Source organism: Alteribacter populi, assembly GCF_002352765.1.
In the GTDB taxonomy this organism is placed as follows: Bacteria; Bacillota; Bacilli; order Bacillales; family Salisediminibacteriaceae; genus Alteribacter; species Alteribacter populi.
Map to the genome: position 1 here is coordinate 1 of NZ_KZ293963.1, position 15,833 is coordinate 15,833.

At 41.1% G+C, this 15,833-nt stretch carries 14 protein-coding genes; 11 read left to right on the forward strand and 3 right to left on the reverse strand.

The features are described 5' to 3' along the window. Window positions 1-124 precede the first annotated feature (124 nt). Window positions 125-262, forward strand: a complete 138-nt coding sequence (locus tag CDZ94_RS21100; RefSeq protein WP_157812083.1) for a hypothetical protein — start codon at window positions 125-127, stop codon at window positions 260-262. Between the two features lie 50 nt (window positions 263-312). Further along, complete coding sequence (locus tag CDZ94_RS00005) at window positions 313-1,815, forward strand: MDR family MFS transporter (RefSeq protein WP_342587603.1); 1,503 nt, start codon at window positions 313-315, stop codon at window positions 1,813-1,815. Here CDZ94_RS00005 and CDZ94_RS00010 read toward each other — a convergent pair. Then, on the reverse strand, window positions 1,812-2,429 hold the full coding sequence (locus CDZ94_RS00010) for an NUDIX hydrolase (protein ID WP_096434433.1): 618 nt from the start codon (window positions 2,427-2,429) through the stop codon (window positions 1,812-1,814). The two genes, CDZ94_RS00005 and CDZ94_RS00010, sit on opposite strands and share 4 nt — an antisense overlap. A 163-nt stretch (window positions 2,430-2,592) precedes the next feature. Here CDZ94_RS00010 and CDZ94_RS00015 point away from each other — a divergent pair, with 163 nt between their 5' ends. Beyond that, window positions 2,593-2,838, forward strand: a complete 246-nt coding sequence (locus CDZ94_RS00015; protein WP_096434435.1) for an HPr family phosphocarrier protein — start codon at window positions 2,593-2,595, stop codon at window positions 2,836-2,838. Window positions 2,839-2,886: 48 nt separating this feature from the next. Here the strand turns inward: CDZ94_RS00015 and CDZ94_RS00020 are convergent, their stop codons facing one another. Next, window positions 2,887-4,878: a S9 family peptidase gene (locus tag CDZ94_RS00020; RefSeq protein ID WP_096434437.1), complete on the reverse strand. Its 1,992-nt coding sequence runs from the start codon at window positions 4,876-4,878 to the stop codon at window positions 2,887-2,889. A 162-nt stretch (window positions 4,879-5,040) separates the two neighbouring features. On the opposite strand from CDZ94_RS00020, the gene CDZ94_RS00025 reads away from it, so the two are divergent. The 5 genes from CDZ94_RS00025 (at window position 5,041) to CDZ94_RS00045 (ending at window position 10,996) form a co-directional block, all read left to right on the forward strand. Next, window positions 5,041-6,048, forward strand: coding sequence for a LacI family DNA-binding transcriptional regulator (locus CDZ94_RS00025; RefSeq protein ID WP_096434439.1), 1,008 nt, complete (start codon window positions 5,041-5,043; stop codon window positions 6,046-6,048). 229 nt (window positions 6,049-6,277) lie between these two features. Continuing rightward, window positions 6,278-7,495: an ABC transporter substrate-binding protein gene (locus CDZ94_RS00030; RefSeq protein ID WP_096434441.1), complete on the forward strand. Its 1,218-nt coding sequence runs from the start codon at window positions 6,278-6,280 to the stop codon at window positions 7,493-7,495. 72 nt (window positions 7,496-7,567) lie between these two features. Beyond that, on the forward strand, window positions 7,568-8,431 hold the full coding sequence (locus CDZ94_RS00035) for a carbohydrate ABC transporter permease (protein WP_096434443.1): 864 nt from the start codon (window positions 7,568-7,570) through the stop codon (window positions 8,429-8,431). Continuing rightward, window positions 8,431-9,252: a carbohydrate ABC transporter permease gene (locus CDZ94_RS00040; protein ID WP_096434445.1), complete on the forward strand. Its 822-nt coding sequence runs from the start codon at window positions 8,431-8,433 to the stop codon at window positions 9,250-9,252. The genes CDZ94_RS00035 and CDZ94_RS00040 overlap by 1 nt, the downstream gene beginning before the upstream one ends. A 52-nt stretch (window positions 9,253-9,304) precedes the next feature. Further along, a complete protein-coding gene (locus tag CDZ94_RS00045) occupies window positions 9,305-10,996 on the forward strand; it encodes a glycoside hydrolase family 13 protein (protein ID WP_096434447.1) in 1,692 nt (563 codons plus the stop codon). 693 nt (window positions 10,997-11,689) lie between these two features. On the opposite strand, the gene CDZ94_RS00050 is transcribed toward CDZ94_RS00045, so the two are convergent. Beyond that, window positions 11,690-12,970 carry an IS110 family RNA-guided transposase gene (locus tag CDZ94_RS00050; protein ID WP_096434449.1) on the reverse strand — a complete coding sequence of 427 codons (1,281 nt, stop codon included), beginning with the start codon at window positions 12,968-12,970 and terminating at the stop codon, window positions 11,690-11,692. Between the two features lie 757 nt (window positions 12,971-13,727). Here CDZ94_RS00050 and CDZ94_RS00060 point away from each other — a divergent pair. The 3 genes from CDZ94_RS00060 (at window position 13,728) to CDZ94_RS00070 (ending at window position 15,747) form a co-directional block, all read left to right on the forward strand. Further along, window positions 13,728-14,078: a PRC-barrel domain-containing protein gene (locus CDZ94_RS00060; protein WP_096434453.1), complete on the forward strand. Its 351-nt coding sequence runs from the start codon at window positions 13,728-13,730 to the stop codon at window positions 14,076-14,078. Then, the gene (locus CDZ94_RS00065) at window positions 14,075-14,473 is read left to right on the forward strand and encodes a PRC-barrel domain-containing protein (RefSeq protein WP_157911681.1); all 399 of its coding nucleotides are present in this window, start codon (window positions 14,075-14,077) and stop codon (window positions 14,471-14,473) included. The genes CDZ94_RS00060 and CDZ94_RS00065 overlap by 4 nt, the downstream gene beginning before the upstream one ends. 350 nt (window positions 14,474-14,823) lie before the next feature. Beyond that, window positions 14,824-15,747 (forward strand): metal ABC transporter substrate-binding protein, encoded by a 924-nt coding sequence (locus CDZ94_RS00070; protein WP_096434457.1) that lies wholly within the window; start codon window positions 14,824-14,826, stop codon window positions 15,745-15,747. Window positions 15,748-15,833: the final 86 nt, after the last annotated feature.

A 15,833-nucleotide genomic window follows, 5' to 3' on the forward strand; every position in this document is an offset into this window, starting at 1 on the left:
ATGAAGGGTTCCTCCTTTGTGATTGCTGGTTTGTTTTTGCACCTTGCATCATATCGGAGGATCCTTTTTTTATCAATAGGGGTAAAACCTATCCGACAGGAATGCTCCTGCAGGAAAAGCAACAATGGTCTTCTTGCGACGAGGAACCGCAGGAGCAGCAGAAGACCCCGCAGTGAGCACGCCTTTCGCGAATGAGGAGGCTGATGCGTTGCCTGCGGAAAGCGAAGCCATGGAAGCGGCACCCTTTGTATTTGAGTTCTAGATTTATTCAGCAATCCCTAAATAGACCGAAATGATATAATAACCATAAAAGTGGGAGGAGGGGTCATTGTTCGACAGACAAAACGTCCATTCGTATTAGCTGCTGTGATGCTTGGCATGTTTATGGCTGCTGTTGAAGCGACCATTGTCTCAACGGCAATGCCAAGTATTGTCGCTGACTTAGGTGGTTTTTCATTATTTAGTTGGATTTTTTCTACATATTTATTAATGCAAGTCGTCACTATTCCGATTTATGGTAAGCTTTCAGATATGTTTGGACGAAAGCTTGTGTTCACATTTGGAGTGAGTGTCTTCTTAATAGGCTCGATTATGTGTGGCTTTGCCCCTTCAATTGAGTGGCTGATTGCTAGTCGGGTCATTCAAGGATTAGGAGCAGGTGCTGTGCAACCCATTGCTACGACGATCGTAGGAGACATGTATACAAAGGAAGAACGGGCCAAAATTCAAGGGTATTTGGCAAGCGTGTGGGGCATTTCCGCAGTTCTTGGGCCGGTACTCGGTGGTTTAATCTTGCAGTTTGCTCACTGGCAATGGGTGTTTTGGATTAACATTCCGGTTGGCATTCTAGCAGTTGCCGGGGTGTTCGTATTTTTAAAAGAAGATGTTGAAAAACAATCGAAGCCTATTGACTATGGGGGCACAGCCATTTTACTTCTTGGGGTCACGTCCCTTATGCTCGTATTTATTCAGGGAGGGACGGTTTGGCCGTGGACATCGACACCCATTCTTAGCTTACTTTTTTTATTTGCAGCTAGTTTAATGCTGTTTATTTGGCAAGAACGACGAGCTGAGGATCCTGTGATGTCTTTAACGATATGGAAGGATAAACTTATTGCTACAGCGAATCTTGCTTCATTAACATTAGGAGCTGTCCTCATCGGTGTCTCGAGTTACCTTCCAACATATGTTCAAATTGTATTGGGAGAATCTGCGATGGTCGCTGGATTCACCTTAACAATGATGAGTGTAGGCTGGCCGATTTCTTCCACATTAGCAGGAAGGTGGCTCGTTCCACTAGGTTCTCGAAAAACCGCGATGATTGGGGCTGCTAGTTTAATGATCGGGGCCAGTATGTTCGTAGCCTTATCTTACCTACAACACCCTGTTTGGGCAGGTGTTGCGAGTTTCTTTATCGGAGGCGGAATGGGATTTACAACAACGACATTTATCGTTTCGATACAAAGTCAGGTTTCGTGGCGGTTAAGGGGTGTCGCGACAGCCTCAAATATGTTTATGCGCTTATTAGGAAGCGCTCTTGGTGTAGCCTTCCTCGGTGGTGTTTTGAACAACCGATTAGCTACTTATATGGAGGAAGTAGGAACCGCTGTTGATTTACCGCAAACGTTAGATGTAGCCAATTTGCTTTTGGATCCTGTACAGCGGAACCGTTTTACATCAGAGGAGGTTGACGTGTTGTCAGGAGGGATTGCCTTTGCCCTTAATAGTGTATATATCGGTGTATTTGCGATGGCATTACTAAGTATTTTTCTGATAGTGTCATTGCCAAAGAGTGAAACAAATGAATCAAATTAAGGAAGCAAGTAAAGGACATGTTTCAAAATACGGGCAGTTAATCCCCAGATGACTCGACCATTATATTCATAAAAATGTTCGTGAACAACACCGGTACGCCAGTTATACTCTTCTCCGTTGGGGATTAAATGATAGGGAAAGGCGTCTTCAGGCTGTACTTCTAAATAAATATTATACGTTTTAGGTTCCATATTTTTTAAAACCTTTATAGGAACTGTGAAAACTTCCTGAACTTCATCAGGGTTTAAGTTAAATGTAGCATTAGCTGCGATTTCTCCGATAAATGGGTATAGAGTGAAGCGGTAGGGTGTGATCATATAGTCTAACGGACCGTAACAAGTCACTTCGGAATGCGAAACGCCTATTTCTTCGATGAGCTCTCTTATAGCTGCAGCTTTGGGTGAAGCATCTTCTTGGTCGACTTTCCCGCCAGGAAAGCAGATTTCTCCAGGCTGTTTAATATTTTCACCACGTACTTGAAAAAGAAGATGAGGTTCGTTTTGTTTGTAGATGATTGGTACAAAAATGGCAAAAGATCGATAGTGTTCGCGGTCTAGCAGGCCAGCTTCACGATTAAGAAAAAAATCGTATACAGAGTGGTTTGTTGGTTTCATTGAATAGTCCCCTTTTTTAACATCGCTCAATTTACGTTTAGTGTACCAGATAAAAGGCAAAACAGAGAAGGACGAAAGCACTCAGTTAGAATAATCAATATTGTTATCTGTTAAAAGTATGATTATAATAATTATACGCGAAATGAGGAAGGGGATGGAAAGTATGAAACTCTTAGTAAAGAAGCCAATCTTTGCAGAGTCAGCTAGTGTCCTTGTAAATACGGCCTCAAAGTATCCAGCCACAATCTTGCTTAAGAAAGACCACTGGGTTGTTGATGCAAAAAGTTTGTTAGGAGTTCTAGCTTTATCACTACAGCCGGAGCAAGAAGTTGAAGTGACTTTTGAAGGGGAAACGGAAGAAAATTTCATTGAAGAAATCGTTCAAACAGATTTATTCACGAAAGCATAAACAACTCAAAGGAGCATCACAATAGCGTGATGCTCCTTTGAGTTTTCGTTATTTCAAATAAGAATCAAACCAAGCTTGCAGCTCCTCTAATCTTGCAAAACGTAGTTTAGGCGGACCGCTTCTGGATAGCTCATGGTTTGCATTCGGAAAGCGGACAAACCTCGTTTCTTTCTTTTGATGTTTAAGTGCAATGTATAATTGTTCTGCTTGTTCTACAGGGCATCTGAAATCCTTTTCCCCGTGTAAAATTAACAGAGGTGTCTCAATGTTCTTGACGTACTTCAATGGCGAGTGCTCCCACATTTTATTCGGATCACTCAAAAGGTCTGCCCCAATCTCCCAGTCGGTAAAGAAGTAGCCAATATCACTCACACCGTAGAAGCTGATCCAGTTTGAAATGGAACGAAGGGTAGCCGCAGCCTTAAAGCGATCGGTATGGGAGACGATCCAGTTCGTCATGAAGCCGCCGTAGCTTCCTCCTGTAACCCCAAGGCGCTCAGCATCAATGTAGTCAAATTGTTCAACCGCTTGATCGGTTGCACTCATCAAATCTTCATAGTCTTTCCCGCCGTAATCTCCTCGGCAAGCGTCGACAAAAGTTTGTCCGTACCCATGGCCACCTCTCGGGTTTGTATAAAGGACGACATAGCCATTGGCAGCTAGTAGTTGCAGCTCATGGAAAAACGTGTTTGCGTACATCGCGTGAGGCCCGCCGTGAATTTCAAGGATTGTCGGATACTTTTTCCCCTGTTCAAATCCATATGGTTTTAAAATCCACCCATGGATGTTCCCGCCATCAGCGGCTTTAAAATTTACTTCTTCAGGCTCTTGAATGTGAACCTCTTTAGAAAAACGTTCGTTCACATGAGTAACCTGCTTTTGTTCGCCAGATGTCAGATCTACTAGTACCACGTCACCGGGGTTAGTAGGAGTACTGATCGCTATAAGAGCTTGTTGTTTATCTGGTGAAAAATGGTATCCGTAGATTTGATGCTGGCCTGTGACGATTTCTTCGACTTTATGATCAAGGCTGACACGGTATAAGTTTGTATTACCGTAGACACTTGCAGTGACATAAATATTTTGATTGTCGTGATCCCACACAGGTCCCGGAATTGGATGACCGGAACGAACATCACCAATCGCGGAGTCACTAAGGTGCACATCCCAGTTTTCTGTCAAACAAGTAGCTTCCTTTGAATCAATATCAATGGTCCAAAGCTTCAAATGTGTGGCTCCGGAAAACTCTTTCCGGTGTCCGTAACAGGCTAATTTTGTACCATCATCGTTAAAAACGGGATAAGCGTATATGCCATTACCCTCTGTGAGACAAGTTTCTTCTTTTGTAACTACATTTACTACATAAACATCTGAAATAAGGTGATAATCTTGATCTTCCTTTTTATTGGAAACAAAACTTACGGAATGACTGTCAGGGGACCATTCACCAGGCTCATGATGAAACTCACCAGATGTGATTTGCGTGATCTCTTCACTTTCGATGTCATAAAAGGCTAGTTGTTTGTATTTATCATCTAAAAAACCAGTAGCGTCAGATTTATATTTTAGCCTCGTAACGACCAATGGCTCATCCTTTTTTTCATCTGACGTTTTCTCGTCGTCTTCTTTGCTGTGAATATTTTCGTCTTTGGCTAATGAGGTCGTAAACAAAAGCTTTTTACTATCCGGTGACCAGACAGGTTGACTAGCTCCATTTTTTAGCGTAGTAATTTGTTTTGCTTCTCCACCTGAAGTAGAGAACAGAAAGAGCTGAGACTTTTCTTTACGATTTGAAACGAAAACAAGCCATTTTCCATTTGGTGAAAAGCGGGGAGAACTGACTCTTTCATGTCCAAAGGTCCATTGTACAGCCTCTGTATCTTGAATCCCTTGCACATACAAATGAGAAACGTATTCATCCTCGTCGTTTATCGTTTGTTTTATGTAGGAGAACGATTCTCCATTTGGTGCAAACTGAGGTTCATTTAAAACATTGATTTCTTTGAGATCTTTTACTTTGATTGGACGTTTAGTTGTCATAATGGACTCCTTTCAAATCTATCTTTCTAAAGTATAAAGTACGATATAGGAATATTCAAACGATTTAAAATAAAGCGTTTTCATAAAAATATTGATTTTAATTATTAGTCGTGATAGATTTTAAACAACGTAAGCGTTTACGTTTGCAAAGGAGACCGATTTATGAAGCCAACAATAAAAGATGTCGCGAATGCCGCGAATGTTTCAATTGCGACTGTGTCGAGGATATTAAATAAACAAGCAGGTTATTCCCAAACTACTAAAGAGCATGTCATGGGAGTCATTGCTGAATTAGGTTACCATCCTAATGCGATTGCCCGAGGGCTTGTAAGCAAAAAGACAAAAACGCTCGGTGTTTTACTGCCGAATGTCTCAAATATGTTCTCTTCAGAAGTATTGGATGGCATTGAGCAAGCTGCCCATGAAAACGAATATAGTGTGATCATCTGTAATACAGACCGTAATGGCAGGCGCACATTAGATTATTTGAAAGTACTCGGGGAGAAAAAAGTAGACGGGTTAATTTTTATAAGTGAAGCATTAACATCTGAATATTATCAAGCCATTCAACATCTAAATATTCCATTTGTTCTCGTTTCTAGTATGTCTTATAAATATCAAGTACCTTACATTAAAGTCGATGATAAGCATGCTTCCTATCAAGCTGTTACATATTTAATTGAAAAGGGGCATAAAGATATTGCTTTAATTAGCGGGGATATTGATGATGTACTAGCTGGTATTCCGAGGGTAGAGGGTTATTGTCAGGCCTTACGGGATCATAGAATCGAAGTAAGGCAGGAGCTAATCACTTATGGGGACTTTGGCTTTGAGTCAGGTAAGGAGTGCATGACTAGACTGATACAAACAGATCAACCATTTTCAGCCGTATTCTCAACAAGTGAAGAAATGGCATTAGGTGCAATGTCTGTAGCTCATCAAAATAAGATAAATATCCCAGAAGACATTTCATTTGTTGGATATGATAATACACGATACGCAGAAATGAGTATTCCCCCACTGACTACAGTTGCCCAACCTTTAAAACAAATGGGGAACAAGGCAGTAGAGATGATTCTTACAATGCTGGAAACTGGCAAAAAAGCTCAAAGCAACATTATGCCTCATTCAATTGTAGAAAGAGAGTCAGTAAAATCACGGACTAAATGAAAAAATACCAAGATAAACAAGGTATTTTTTTCTTTCAGCTTTTAAGTAAACGTTTACTCAAATACTTGACAGTTATTATATTCATTACGACTAAAACTATTTAACTATAATAGGTTAAACGTTTACTATATGTAGGAGGTGCGAGTGACTGCCAAAATAAAAATAAAGTTTCATCTAATATTTTTCCATTATGCAATACTAATATTTCAAATTTTGGGAGGGGATTGTAATGAGAAAAAAGTTATCAACAGCGATTGCTACTACCGTTTTAGTTGGTGTACTTACGGGTTGCGGAGGATCGGATGACGGGAAAATAGAATTTTTTCAAAATAAGTCTGAAGCTGTAGACACTTTTGACGCTCTTATTGAAAAGTTTCATGAAGAAAATCCGGATCTTGAATTTCAAATCGAACAAAACCATGTTCCAGAAGCAGATACAGCGCTTCGTTCAAGATTAACTCAAGATGATGTTCCAGACATTATGGGAATTAACGGTGACGCTACTTATGGGGACCTTGCAGATTCAGGAACTCTTCACGATTTCTCTGAAGATGATTTAATAACTAATGTTCAAGACTCTTACGTGGACATGATTAATCAGTTGGCCGGAAAAGACACTCCAAATGGTGTGCCATATGCTACAAACGCTAATACGGTTTTATATAACAAGGACAAGTTTGCTGAGATGAATTTAGAAATCCCTCGTACATGGGATGAATTCCTCGATGTTGTAGAGACCATTGAAGAACATGATGAAACACCTTTCTTCCATACTTATGGAGATGCTTGGACAGCAATGGTTGCCTTTAATGCATTAGCAGCTAATATCGAAGGAGACGATTTTGCAGAGGAGAGGCTAGCAGAAGACACAACGTTTGCGGAACGTCACCCGGAAGTCGCTGAAAAAATGATAGAGCTTCGCGATATGGCTGATAATGATGTCTTTGGCACTGATTATGACCGAGGAAATGCAGCTTTTGCCGAGGGTGGTTCTGTTATGTATATTCAAGGTAACTGGGCAATTGGTCAGATTACAGAAGCCAACCCTGATATCAATGTTGGAGCCTTTGCGCTTCCTGCTACAAATGACGTTGATCAAAACCGTTTAGTATCAGGTGTCGACACTGTACTAACGATTTCAGGTAGTTCAGAACACAAAGAAGAAGCGCTAATGTTTATTGAATTTTTACTTGAGGAAGAAAACGCACAATACTACATTGACGCTGAAAAGCAGTTTTCAGCTGTAGAAGGTGTTCTTCAAGAAGATCCAACTGTTGAAGACTTGAGTGTTCACTTTGAAGAAGGTTCGATTACAAGTTTCCCTGATCACTACTATCCGTCTGGAATGCAAATTGAAAACCTAGTACAAGAATTCTTAATTAATGGTGACGTAGATGAATTCTTACAGGTGCTTGATGAAGAATGGGATAAAGTGACGTCAAGATAATAATGTACGGGCTTGCCTGTGAATTGCAGGCAGCCCTCCATTATTACTTTTGCAGCTAAAGGAGAGAAGAAAATGAGTAAGAAAATCAATCCTTATGTACTCATGGTATTACCCGCTTTTATTATCTTTTTTTCATTTCACACATATCCCATGCTGCAAGGTGTTTTTTATAGCTTTACAAACTGGCGCGGGTATGGCGATTGGGATTTTGTCGGCTTTAGTAATTATATAAGCGTATTTCAAGACGGAAGAGCGCGTGACGCTTACTTTTTCACTTTTCAATTCGCAATTATTTCAACGATTCTTGTAAATATCATAAGTTTAATTATTGCATTAGGCCTGAATGCAAAAATTAAATTTATGAAGACATTACGCGCGGTATATTTTATGCCAAATATTTTAAGTATTTTAATTGTTGGTTTTATCTTTAACTATATCTTTGCTATTTTTGTACCATTGATTGCTGAAAGCCTAGGATTAACGACGTTGGCAACAAACATTTTAGGAAATCCTGATCTTGCTTGGATTGGGATTGTCATCGTTGCTGTCTGGCAGGCGGCCGCTTTTAATACAATCTTATATTTGGCAGGGTTAGCAACGATTTCACAGGATTTATATGAAGCATCTAGTTTAGATGGGGCGAACAAATGGCAGGAATTCTGGAAGATTACCTTCCCGTTAATAGCACCTTTCTTTACGATTAATATGGTTTTGGCGATGAAAAACTTCCTGATGGTATTTGACCACATTATGGCATTAACTGGTGGGGGACCTGGACGAGCGACCGAATCTATATCCTTATTAATCTACCGTGGAGGTTTCCAAGGAGGCGAGTTTGCATATCAATCGGCCAATGCTGTGATTTATTTTATTATCATTGTGACGATTTCCGTGATACAAATTCGCTACTTACAGAAACGAGAGGTTGATATGTAATGAGAAATAATAAACACAATTGGACGATCACTCTATTATTAATATTAGGATCCGTTGTTATCCTATTTCCATTATATTTAACAGTCGTCAATGCCTTTAAAACGCCTCAGGAAACAGCGGAATCTATTTTGGCTTTACCTTCCAGCTTTCGGTTCGATAACTTTATACAAGCAATTGAAATGACCAACTTCTTTAATGCTTTTGGGAATAGCTTCTATATTACAGTGCTGACAGTTGTATTTACGCTACTGACAAATTCAATGGTCGCTTATGCCATTGCCCGAAATCTTCATAAACGTTCCTTTAAAATCTTATTTTATTATTTTGTAAGTGCAATGTTCGTGCCGTTTCCAATCATTATGCTTCCTTTAGTAAAGCAGATGAGTGGTCTTGGTTTAATGAATCCAACAGGGCTTGTCATGCTTTATATTGTTTATGGTTTAGCGTTTAATGTCTTTCTCTACGTTGGTTATATTAAGTCTATTCCAAAAGAGCTTGAGGAGGCAGCAATTGTTGATGGGTGTAGTAGGTGGGGTGTTTTCTGGCGTATTATTTTCCCGCTGCTTGCACCAATGAATGCAACAGTCGGAATTTTAACAGCACTATGGGCTTGGAATGACTTCTTACTACCGCTTGTAATATTAAGTGACCGAAGTGATATGACACTACCTCTAGTACAGTTTGTGTTCCAGTCTCAGTTTTCAACCAACTACAACTTAGCTTTTGCTTCATACTTGATGGCGTTATTGCCGATGATCATTGTTTATGTCATTGCACAACGCTGGATTATCAGTGGTGTGACGAAAGGTGCTATCAAGTAAAAATAAAAGATGAAACGAACTAGATAAGTAACGATATTGGAGGAATTTTCAAATGAGTAAGCAATGGTGGAAAGAAAGTATTGTCTATCAAATATATCCTCGTAGCTTTAATGATAGTAACGGAGACGGGATTGGTGACTTAAAAGGGATTACTGAAAAATTAGACTACTTAAAGGAATTAGGTATCGATGTGATCTGGCTTTCTCCTGTCTACGATTCGCCAAACGATGATAACGGCTACGATATTCGAGATTATCAAGGTATTATGAACGAATTTGGAACGATGGATGATTGGGAAGAACTTTTAGCTGAAACGCATAAACAAGGAATGCGTTTGATTATGGATCTTGTCGTAAATCACTCGTCAGACGAGCACCAGTGGTTCGTTGAATCGCGCAAATCAAAGGATAATCCATACCGCAACTACTATATTTGGCGATCTGGAAGAGCAGACGGGTCTGAGCCAAACAATTGGGAATCGGCTTTTAGTGGATCTGCCTGGCAGTATGATGAACAAACAGGTGAATACTTTCTGCATCTTTTCTCAAAAAAACAGCCAGATTTAAATTGGGAAAACCCTACTTTACGAGAAGAAGTGTACAAAATGATGCGCTGGTGGCTTGATAAAGGTATCGACGGTTTTCGGATGGATGTTGTTAACTTTATTTCGAAAGTACCAGATCTTCCAGATGGCGAGGTTGAGAAAGGAAAACAATATGCACCTGGTGGAAAGTATTTTGCAAATGGACCACGGATTCATGAATTTTTACATGAAATGAATCAACAAGCCATTAAAGGCTATGATGCGATGACGGTTGGGGAAATGCCAGGTGTAAGACCGGAGATTGCTCAGAAATATACAGATGAAGAACGTGAAGAAGTGAATATGGTGTTCCAATTTGAACACGTGGATCTCGATTCAGGGCCAGGAGGCAAATGGGATCTTCGTCCTTTAAAGCTTCAAGATTTAAAAGACAACCTGACAAAATGGCAAAAAGCCTTGGAGTATAAAGGTTGGAACAGTTTATATATGAACAATCACGACCAGCCACGGATGGTCTCTCGTTTTGGTGATGATAGTAAGTACCGCGTAGAATCAGCGAAAATGCTCGCGACACTTCTTCATATGATGAAAGGTACGCCTTACATTTACCAAGGTGAAGAAATCGGCATGACGAATGTGCGCTTTGACTCAATCGATGACTATGAAGATATTGAAACACTAAACATGTACAAAGAAAAGCGTGAACAAGGCGTTCCGCACGAAGAGGTTATGCAAGGAATTTACGTTAAAGGTAGAGACAATGCTCGTACGCCTGTTCAATGGAATGATGAAGCACACGGCGGTTTTACGACAGGAACCCCATGGCTTCAAGTAAATCCTAATTACACGGAAATCAATGCTGAACAAGCGGTTCAAGATCCGAACTCTATTTTCCATTACTATAAAAAACTCATTGATTTACGTCATAACCACGATGTCATTGTGTACGGTAATTATGATTTGTTAGCTGAAAACGACGAGGAGATTTTTGCTTATCAAAGAGTACTTGAAAACGAGACCCTTCTTGTCATTTGTAACTTCTATGAAAATGAAACAAGGTTTGAATTTCCTGATCGTTATCAAGGGAAAAAGGCAGACATTCTGATCGGAAACTACAAAACCGGCGAAAAAACTGTCGAGCTTAGTGAAAGCTTCGACCTAAAGCCATACGAAGCGATTGTTTATAAAATAAAAGAATAGGACATCACAGTTGAATAAATTTCATAATTCTGCGCCCAGGCAGCTCAACGGTTCTAAGACATGAAAAAAGGAGTACCTCCCCAAATGTCGAATTAAGTAAGTGACCATACAAACGAAATGAAATGGGAGGAAACCCCTCATGTCTAAAGTACGACAAGAGAGTCTTTTTAGCCCCCTACGGAGCTACATAAAGTTACTCTAATTTTAACACCAAGAAAATTGGAGACCGTAGCCAAGCTGAATCGTGTTTAAAAGGTCTCTTAATAAAAAAAGATCTTCTGCGTAGTAGGCCGGAATCTGTGAGACTCCCTCAGGAAAAGTTGATATGGCGGGGGTCCGCCCGGATTTTGAGGCCCTAAAAAATTTTTTTGTACTCGCCTCCGACTGCCAAGGTCCACATAATTCTTGTAAATACATTTACTGTATTTAGAGATTACGCGTTGCGTTGGGAATGTGGGATACATTTCCATATATAGGTGTAATTCACACGAGAAAAACTCTGCTACAATCAGGTGACTTACCCTCCCATGTCTCCTGGCATCAAGTGCCTACATTCCTTCGTTGGGTCTTGCCTGACGCAGATCTCGGACTCTTACTCCTGCATGGACTGCCCTTTACTGGGCGTCTAAAGTCTCCGTCTTGCCGAATCTCTGTGCCTGTGTTGTCAAAGGTACATTAAAGCACTGTGAAGCCTTACGCTGCCTTGTTCTGAGGATAGTTGGAAGAGTCTATCAACATTCTCTCAGGGTCAAACATTGCCTGTTTCTTGCTAAGTCCATGGAACACCTGAAGCAGCTTTCTGCATAGCACAACCATTGCTTCTTTCTTGGTCAGTGGATTTTGTTCCCGTGAGTGATAATGCATGTACAGTTGACGAAAGCTTGCATTGTTCTGAATGAGCGGAAGGATCGCTTTATAAAGTAAGGCTCGTAGTCGTTTTCTTCCGCGTTTAGAGATCTTCTTTGTGCCTTTATGCTGACCTGAACTGTTCTCACGCAACGTAAGTCCCGCTAGCTTAATGAGTTGGCGTGGATGCCTGTAATTGCGCATAGAGCCTGTTTCAGCCAATAACTCGCTTACAGTGTTCTCGCTGATTCCCGGAATGGAGACGAGGTACTGAAACTCTTCTAATGACTGGGCCTGCTCAACCATCTGGGAAGTCACCTCTTCAAGTTGTGATTCCAATAGTTCCAGCTGTTGAACAAGGCTGCGAATCTCCAGCCGTGACATTTCCTGACTGCGTGTTACGCCAATAGAGTGACGAGCCACTTCAATCAGGGTCACCATTTTGGGTTTCCCAGCATACTTGGCGCCAGCTTTCTTCTGTTGCCTGACCATCTCTTCGACAGACAAATGTGGAACATCCTGGGGAAGAGGTGTCAGCTTTAAAACGGCAAGAGCTTGTTGGCCCAATTCACTGAAGACTTGATTGAATTCCGGAAAGTAAAGATCCTTCCATCGCTGTATCCTGTTTTTTACGGAAGAGATATCTTTTCGTAATCGTTCCCGGATTGCGGATCCATGCCTCATGTGATGTTCAGCGGTTGTCATCTTCCGCGGTATACTAAAATAGCCGTTAGGAAGAAGTTTCGCTATAACGCGTGCATCTTTAGCGTCGTTCTTCGTTTGAGAATTATCGTCCATTTCCTTGGATTGTTTTACATGCATTGGATTGACGATGACAAAAGGGAATTCGAAAGCCTCCAGCATAGCCGCAAGGTTCATCCAGTAGTGGCCGGTTGCTTCAAAACCGATGAGCACATTTGATTTGTTGTGTGTCTCCATCAGTTGTCTAACAGCCTGCTCAAAATGGATGAAACCATCTTTTGACTGGTGGATGCGCCATACTTTCGTTAATTCGCGTCCGCGCAAATCGACGGCACAGGCATAGTGATTCTTTTTTGCAATATCGATTCCAATAACTAGAGTGTTTTCGTTGACTTGATTAATTCGTTCATTTCTACTACGATTCATGAAGGGTTCCTCCTTTGTGATTGCTGGTTTGTTTTTGCACCTTGCATCATATCGGAGGATCCTTTTTTTATCAATAGGGGTAAAACCTATCCGACAGGAATGCTCCTGCGGAAAAACGGACCAGTCGAGACCCCGCAGGGCGCTTTTCCCGAGGAGGCTTGGCGGTTCGTCCGCGGAAAGCGAGCAGATGCAGGCCAACGGAGCTACATAAAGCTACTCGTAATTAACACCAAGCAAGTTGGAGAACGTAGCCAAGCTGAATTGTGTTTAAAAGGTCTCTTAATAAAAAAGATCTTCTGCGTAGTTGACCGGAATCTGCGAGACTCCTGCGGAAAAACGGACCAGCCGAGACCCCGCAGGGCGCATTTCCCGAGGAGGCTTGGCGGTTCGTCCGCGGAAAGCGAGCAGATGGAGGCCAACGGAGCTACATAAAGTCATCCCTTAATTTAACACCAAGCAAGTTGGATACCGTAGCCAAGTTGAATTGTGTTTAAAAGGTCTCTAAATAAAAAAAGATCTTCTGCGTAGTAGGCCGGAATCTGCGAGACTCCCGCGGAAAAACGGACCAGCCAAGACCCCACAGGGCGCATTTCCCGAGGAGGCTTGGCGGTTCGTCCGCGGAAAGCGAGCAGATGCAGGCCAACGGAGCTACATAAAGATACGCTTTTTACAATAAGTAGTATCATGATTTCTTTATTGTTTATTACAATCTTAACGAGGGAAAACAGTACTTAACTCATTTAGAAAGGATGATAACATGATCTTTTCTTATAAAAGGATGCTCAAGCCATTTACCGTGTTTGGACAAGATGGAGAGCTTGGTACTGTAGACGACCTATACTTTGATGATGAAAAGTGGACGGGTCGTTATGTAGTGGTGAACTCCAATCGCTGGTTACCTGGGAAAAAGCTCTTTGTTTCACCCGCATCGATTTCAGAGTTTACGCTAGAAAATGAGAGTTTGTACGCCAACATTAATAAAGAGGAAGCAAAAAAAGTCCTTCCCCAGAAGAGGAGCCAGTTACAAGGAAGTTCGAAAGCCAGTTTTCACAGTATTACGGACTCAATCCTTACTGGATGGGGCCGGGATTATGGGGATCGGGTATGATTGCAAGGGACCTTGCGCAAGAAAAAATAGATGGTTCGGTGGTTGATTATCAGGAAGAGGAAAGCCATGCGATGAGTGTAAACGTTGTGATCGGATATGAAATTGCTACGCGTGACGAAAGCTTCGGAAAAGTAAAGGACGTTCTTGTTGAAGAAGACTCTTTTAAAATTCGCTATTTCATCGTTGATACAAATCACTGGCTTCCTGGTGGAAAAGAGGTTCTTATCTCAACGGATTGGATAGATGACGTTAATTGGCACCAGTCAATTTTAAGTGTGAATCTGACAAAGGATCAGGTGGAAAACGCTCCAGAACTTATTGATGATGAGCCAATCAACCGTGAGATGGAAGAAAGAGTGTTTAAGCATTACGGAAAACCTAAATATTGGGACTAATTCATGATACGGTTGGATTCTTACATCCAGCCGTATTTTTTTGCGAGAAAAAATATAGAGCGATAGTACCTTACGCCCCCGGTAGTATGCGCCTGTAGCAAAATTTGGGCGACAGTCTTAACTTCTCCAAAAACAACAATCTTTTAGAAAAGAGCCTTAAAATAAAACAAAAGGGTAGACAGACATGCTTCGTTACAATTATAATAATGTTAACACTCAAAAAGTTTCCTTAGGTAAACTTTTATAGATTGAGGTAAAATAATAACATGCGGGAAAATTAGTTTTAATAGTGCACCTTTTCAAATGCACCTACATATAGTGTTTTTGTGAAAATGAAGGGAGAGGGAAAGATGTTTAAAAAGAAAATAACCGCGTCATTAATCCTTTTTTTAAGCTTTATCTTAACGGCCTGCGGAACAGAGAATTCAGAAGGAGAAAGCAATGAAGACAATGGTGCTCAAGGTGACGGATTATCCATTACGACAAGCTTCTCTGTCCTTGGAGACATGATTGGCGAAGTCATCGGTGACAGAGGAGAGGTCAATTACATCGTGCCAATCGGCGAAGAGCCTCACGAATATGAACCTGTTCCGAGTAATTTTAAAGAGGTAAGCGATTCGGATGTGTTTTACGTCAATGGTCTTGATCTGGAAGAGTGGCTTGAACGTATCGTTTCTAACGCAACAGAAACTGAAATCGTTGAACTCTCCACGGGTGTAGACATCATTAATCTAGAAGACAGCGAAGACGCCGACCCACACGGATGGTTAAGCCCGAGAAATGGGATTATTTATGTTGAGAATCTGGTGGAAGACCTAATCGAACGAGACCCTGAAGGTGAGGACGTTTACCGTGAAAATGCAGAAGCGTACATTGAGGAGTTAGAAGCATTAGATAAATGGATTGAAGAAGCAGTTACTGATATTCCGGATGAAAAGCGTGTGATCGTTGTCAGTGAAAATGCCTTTAAATACTTCGGTGCCGATTATGGCTTTGAAACAGAAGGGATTTGGGAAATGAACTCTCACGAAGAAGGAACGACACAACAAATGAACCGTGTTATTGATATCGTCCAGGAAAGAAAAGTCCCAGCTGTCTTTGTTGAAAGTACAGTAGACAAACGATACATGGAAACCGTTTCTGACAACTCTGGAGTGCCAATTGCAGGTGAAGTATATACAGACGCGATCGGTGATGAAGGATCAGGCGCCAACTCTTACATTGATATGATTCGACATAATGCAGAACTGTTTGTGGAAGGGTTAAAGGAATAGTTAGGTATCGTGTTATTTTAATACGCACCAAAAATTGCAGTTATATCTTATCCGAATAAAAAGCCAGAGAAAGTAAAGATGCCTGG

Bases quoted from the DNA above. Each gene is read 5' to 3' on its own strand.
- CDZ94_RS21100 (WP_157812083.1), top strand. From the start codon at position 125: ATGGTCTTCTTGCGACGAGGAACCGCAGGAGCAGCAGAAGACCCCGCA.
- CDZ94_RS00010 (WP_096434433.1), bottom strand. From the start codon at position 2,429: ATGAAACCAACAAACCACTCTGTATACGATTTTTTTCTTAATCGTGAA.
- CDZ94_RS00015 (WP_096434435.1), top strand. From the start codon at position 2,593: ATGAAACTCTTAGTAAAGAAGCCAATCTTTGCAGAGTCAGCTAGTGTC.
- CDZ94_RS00020 (WP_096434437.1), bottom strand. From the start codon at position 4,878: ATGACAACTAAACGTCCAATCAAAGTAAAAGATCTCAAAGAAATCAAT.
- CDZ94_RS00025 (WP_096434439.1), top strand. From the start codon at position 5,041: ATGAAGCCAACAATAAAAGATGTCGCGAATGCCGCGAATGTTTCAATT.
- CDZ94_RS00030 (WP_096434441.1), top strand. From the start codon at position 6,278: ATGAGAAAAAAGTTATCAACAGCGATTGCTACTACCGTTTTAGTTGGT.
- CDZ94_RS00035 (WP_096434443.1), top strand. From the start codon at position 7,568: ATGAGTAAGAAAATCAATCCTTATGTACTCATGGTATTACCCGCTTTT.
- CDZ94_RS00040 (WP_096434445.1), top strand. From the start codon at position 8,431: ATGAGAAATAATAAACACAATTGGACGATCACTCTATTATTAATATTA.
- CDZ94_RS00045 (WP_096434447.1), top strand. From the start codon at position 9,305: ATGAGTAAGCAATGGTGGAAAGAAAGTATTGTCTATCAAATATATCCT.
- CDZ94_RS00050 (WP_096434449.1), bottom strand. From the start codon at position 12,970: ATGAATCGTAGTAGAAATGAACGAATTAATCAAGTCAACGAAAACACT.
- CDZ94_RS00060 (WP_096434453.1), top strand. From the start codon at position 13,728: ATGATCTTTTCTTATAAAAGGATGCTCAAGCCATTTACCGTGTTTGGA.
- CDZ94_RS00065 (WP_157911681.1), top strand. From the start codon at position 14,075: ATGATTGCAAGGGACCTTGCGCAAGAAAAAATAGATGGTTCGGTGGTT.
- CDZ94_RS00070 (WP_096434457.1), top strand. From the start codon at position 14,824: ATGTTTAAAAAGAAAATAACCGCGTCATTAATCCTTTTTTTAAGCTTT.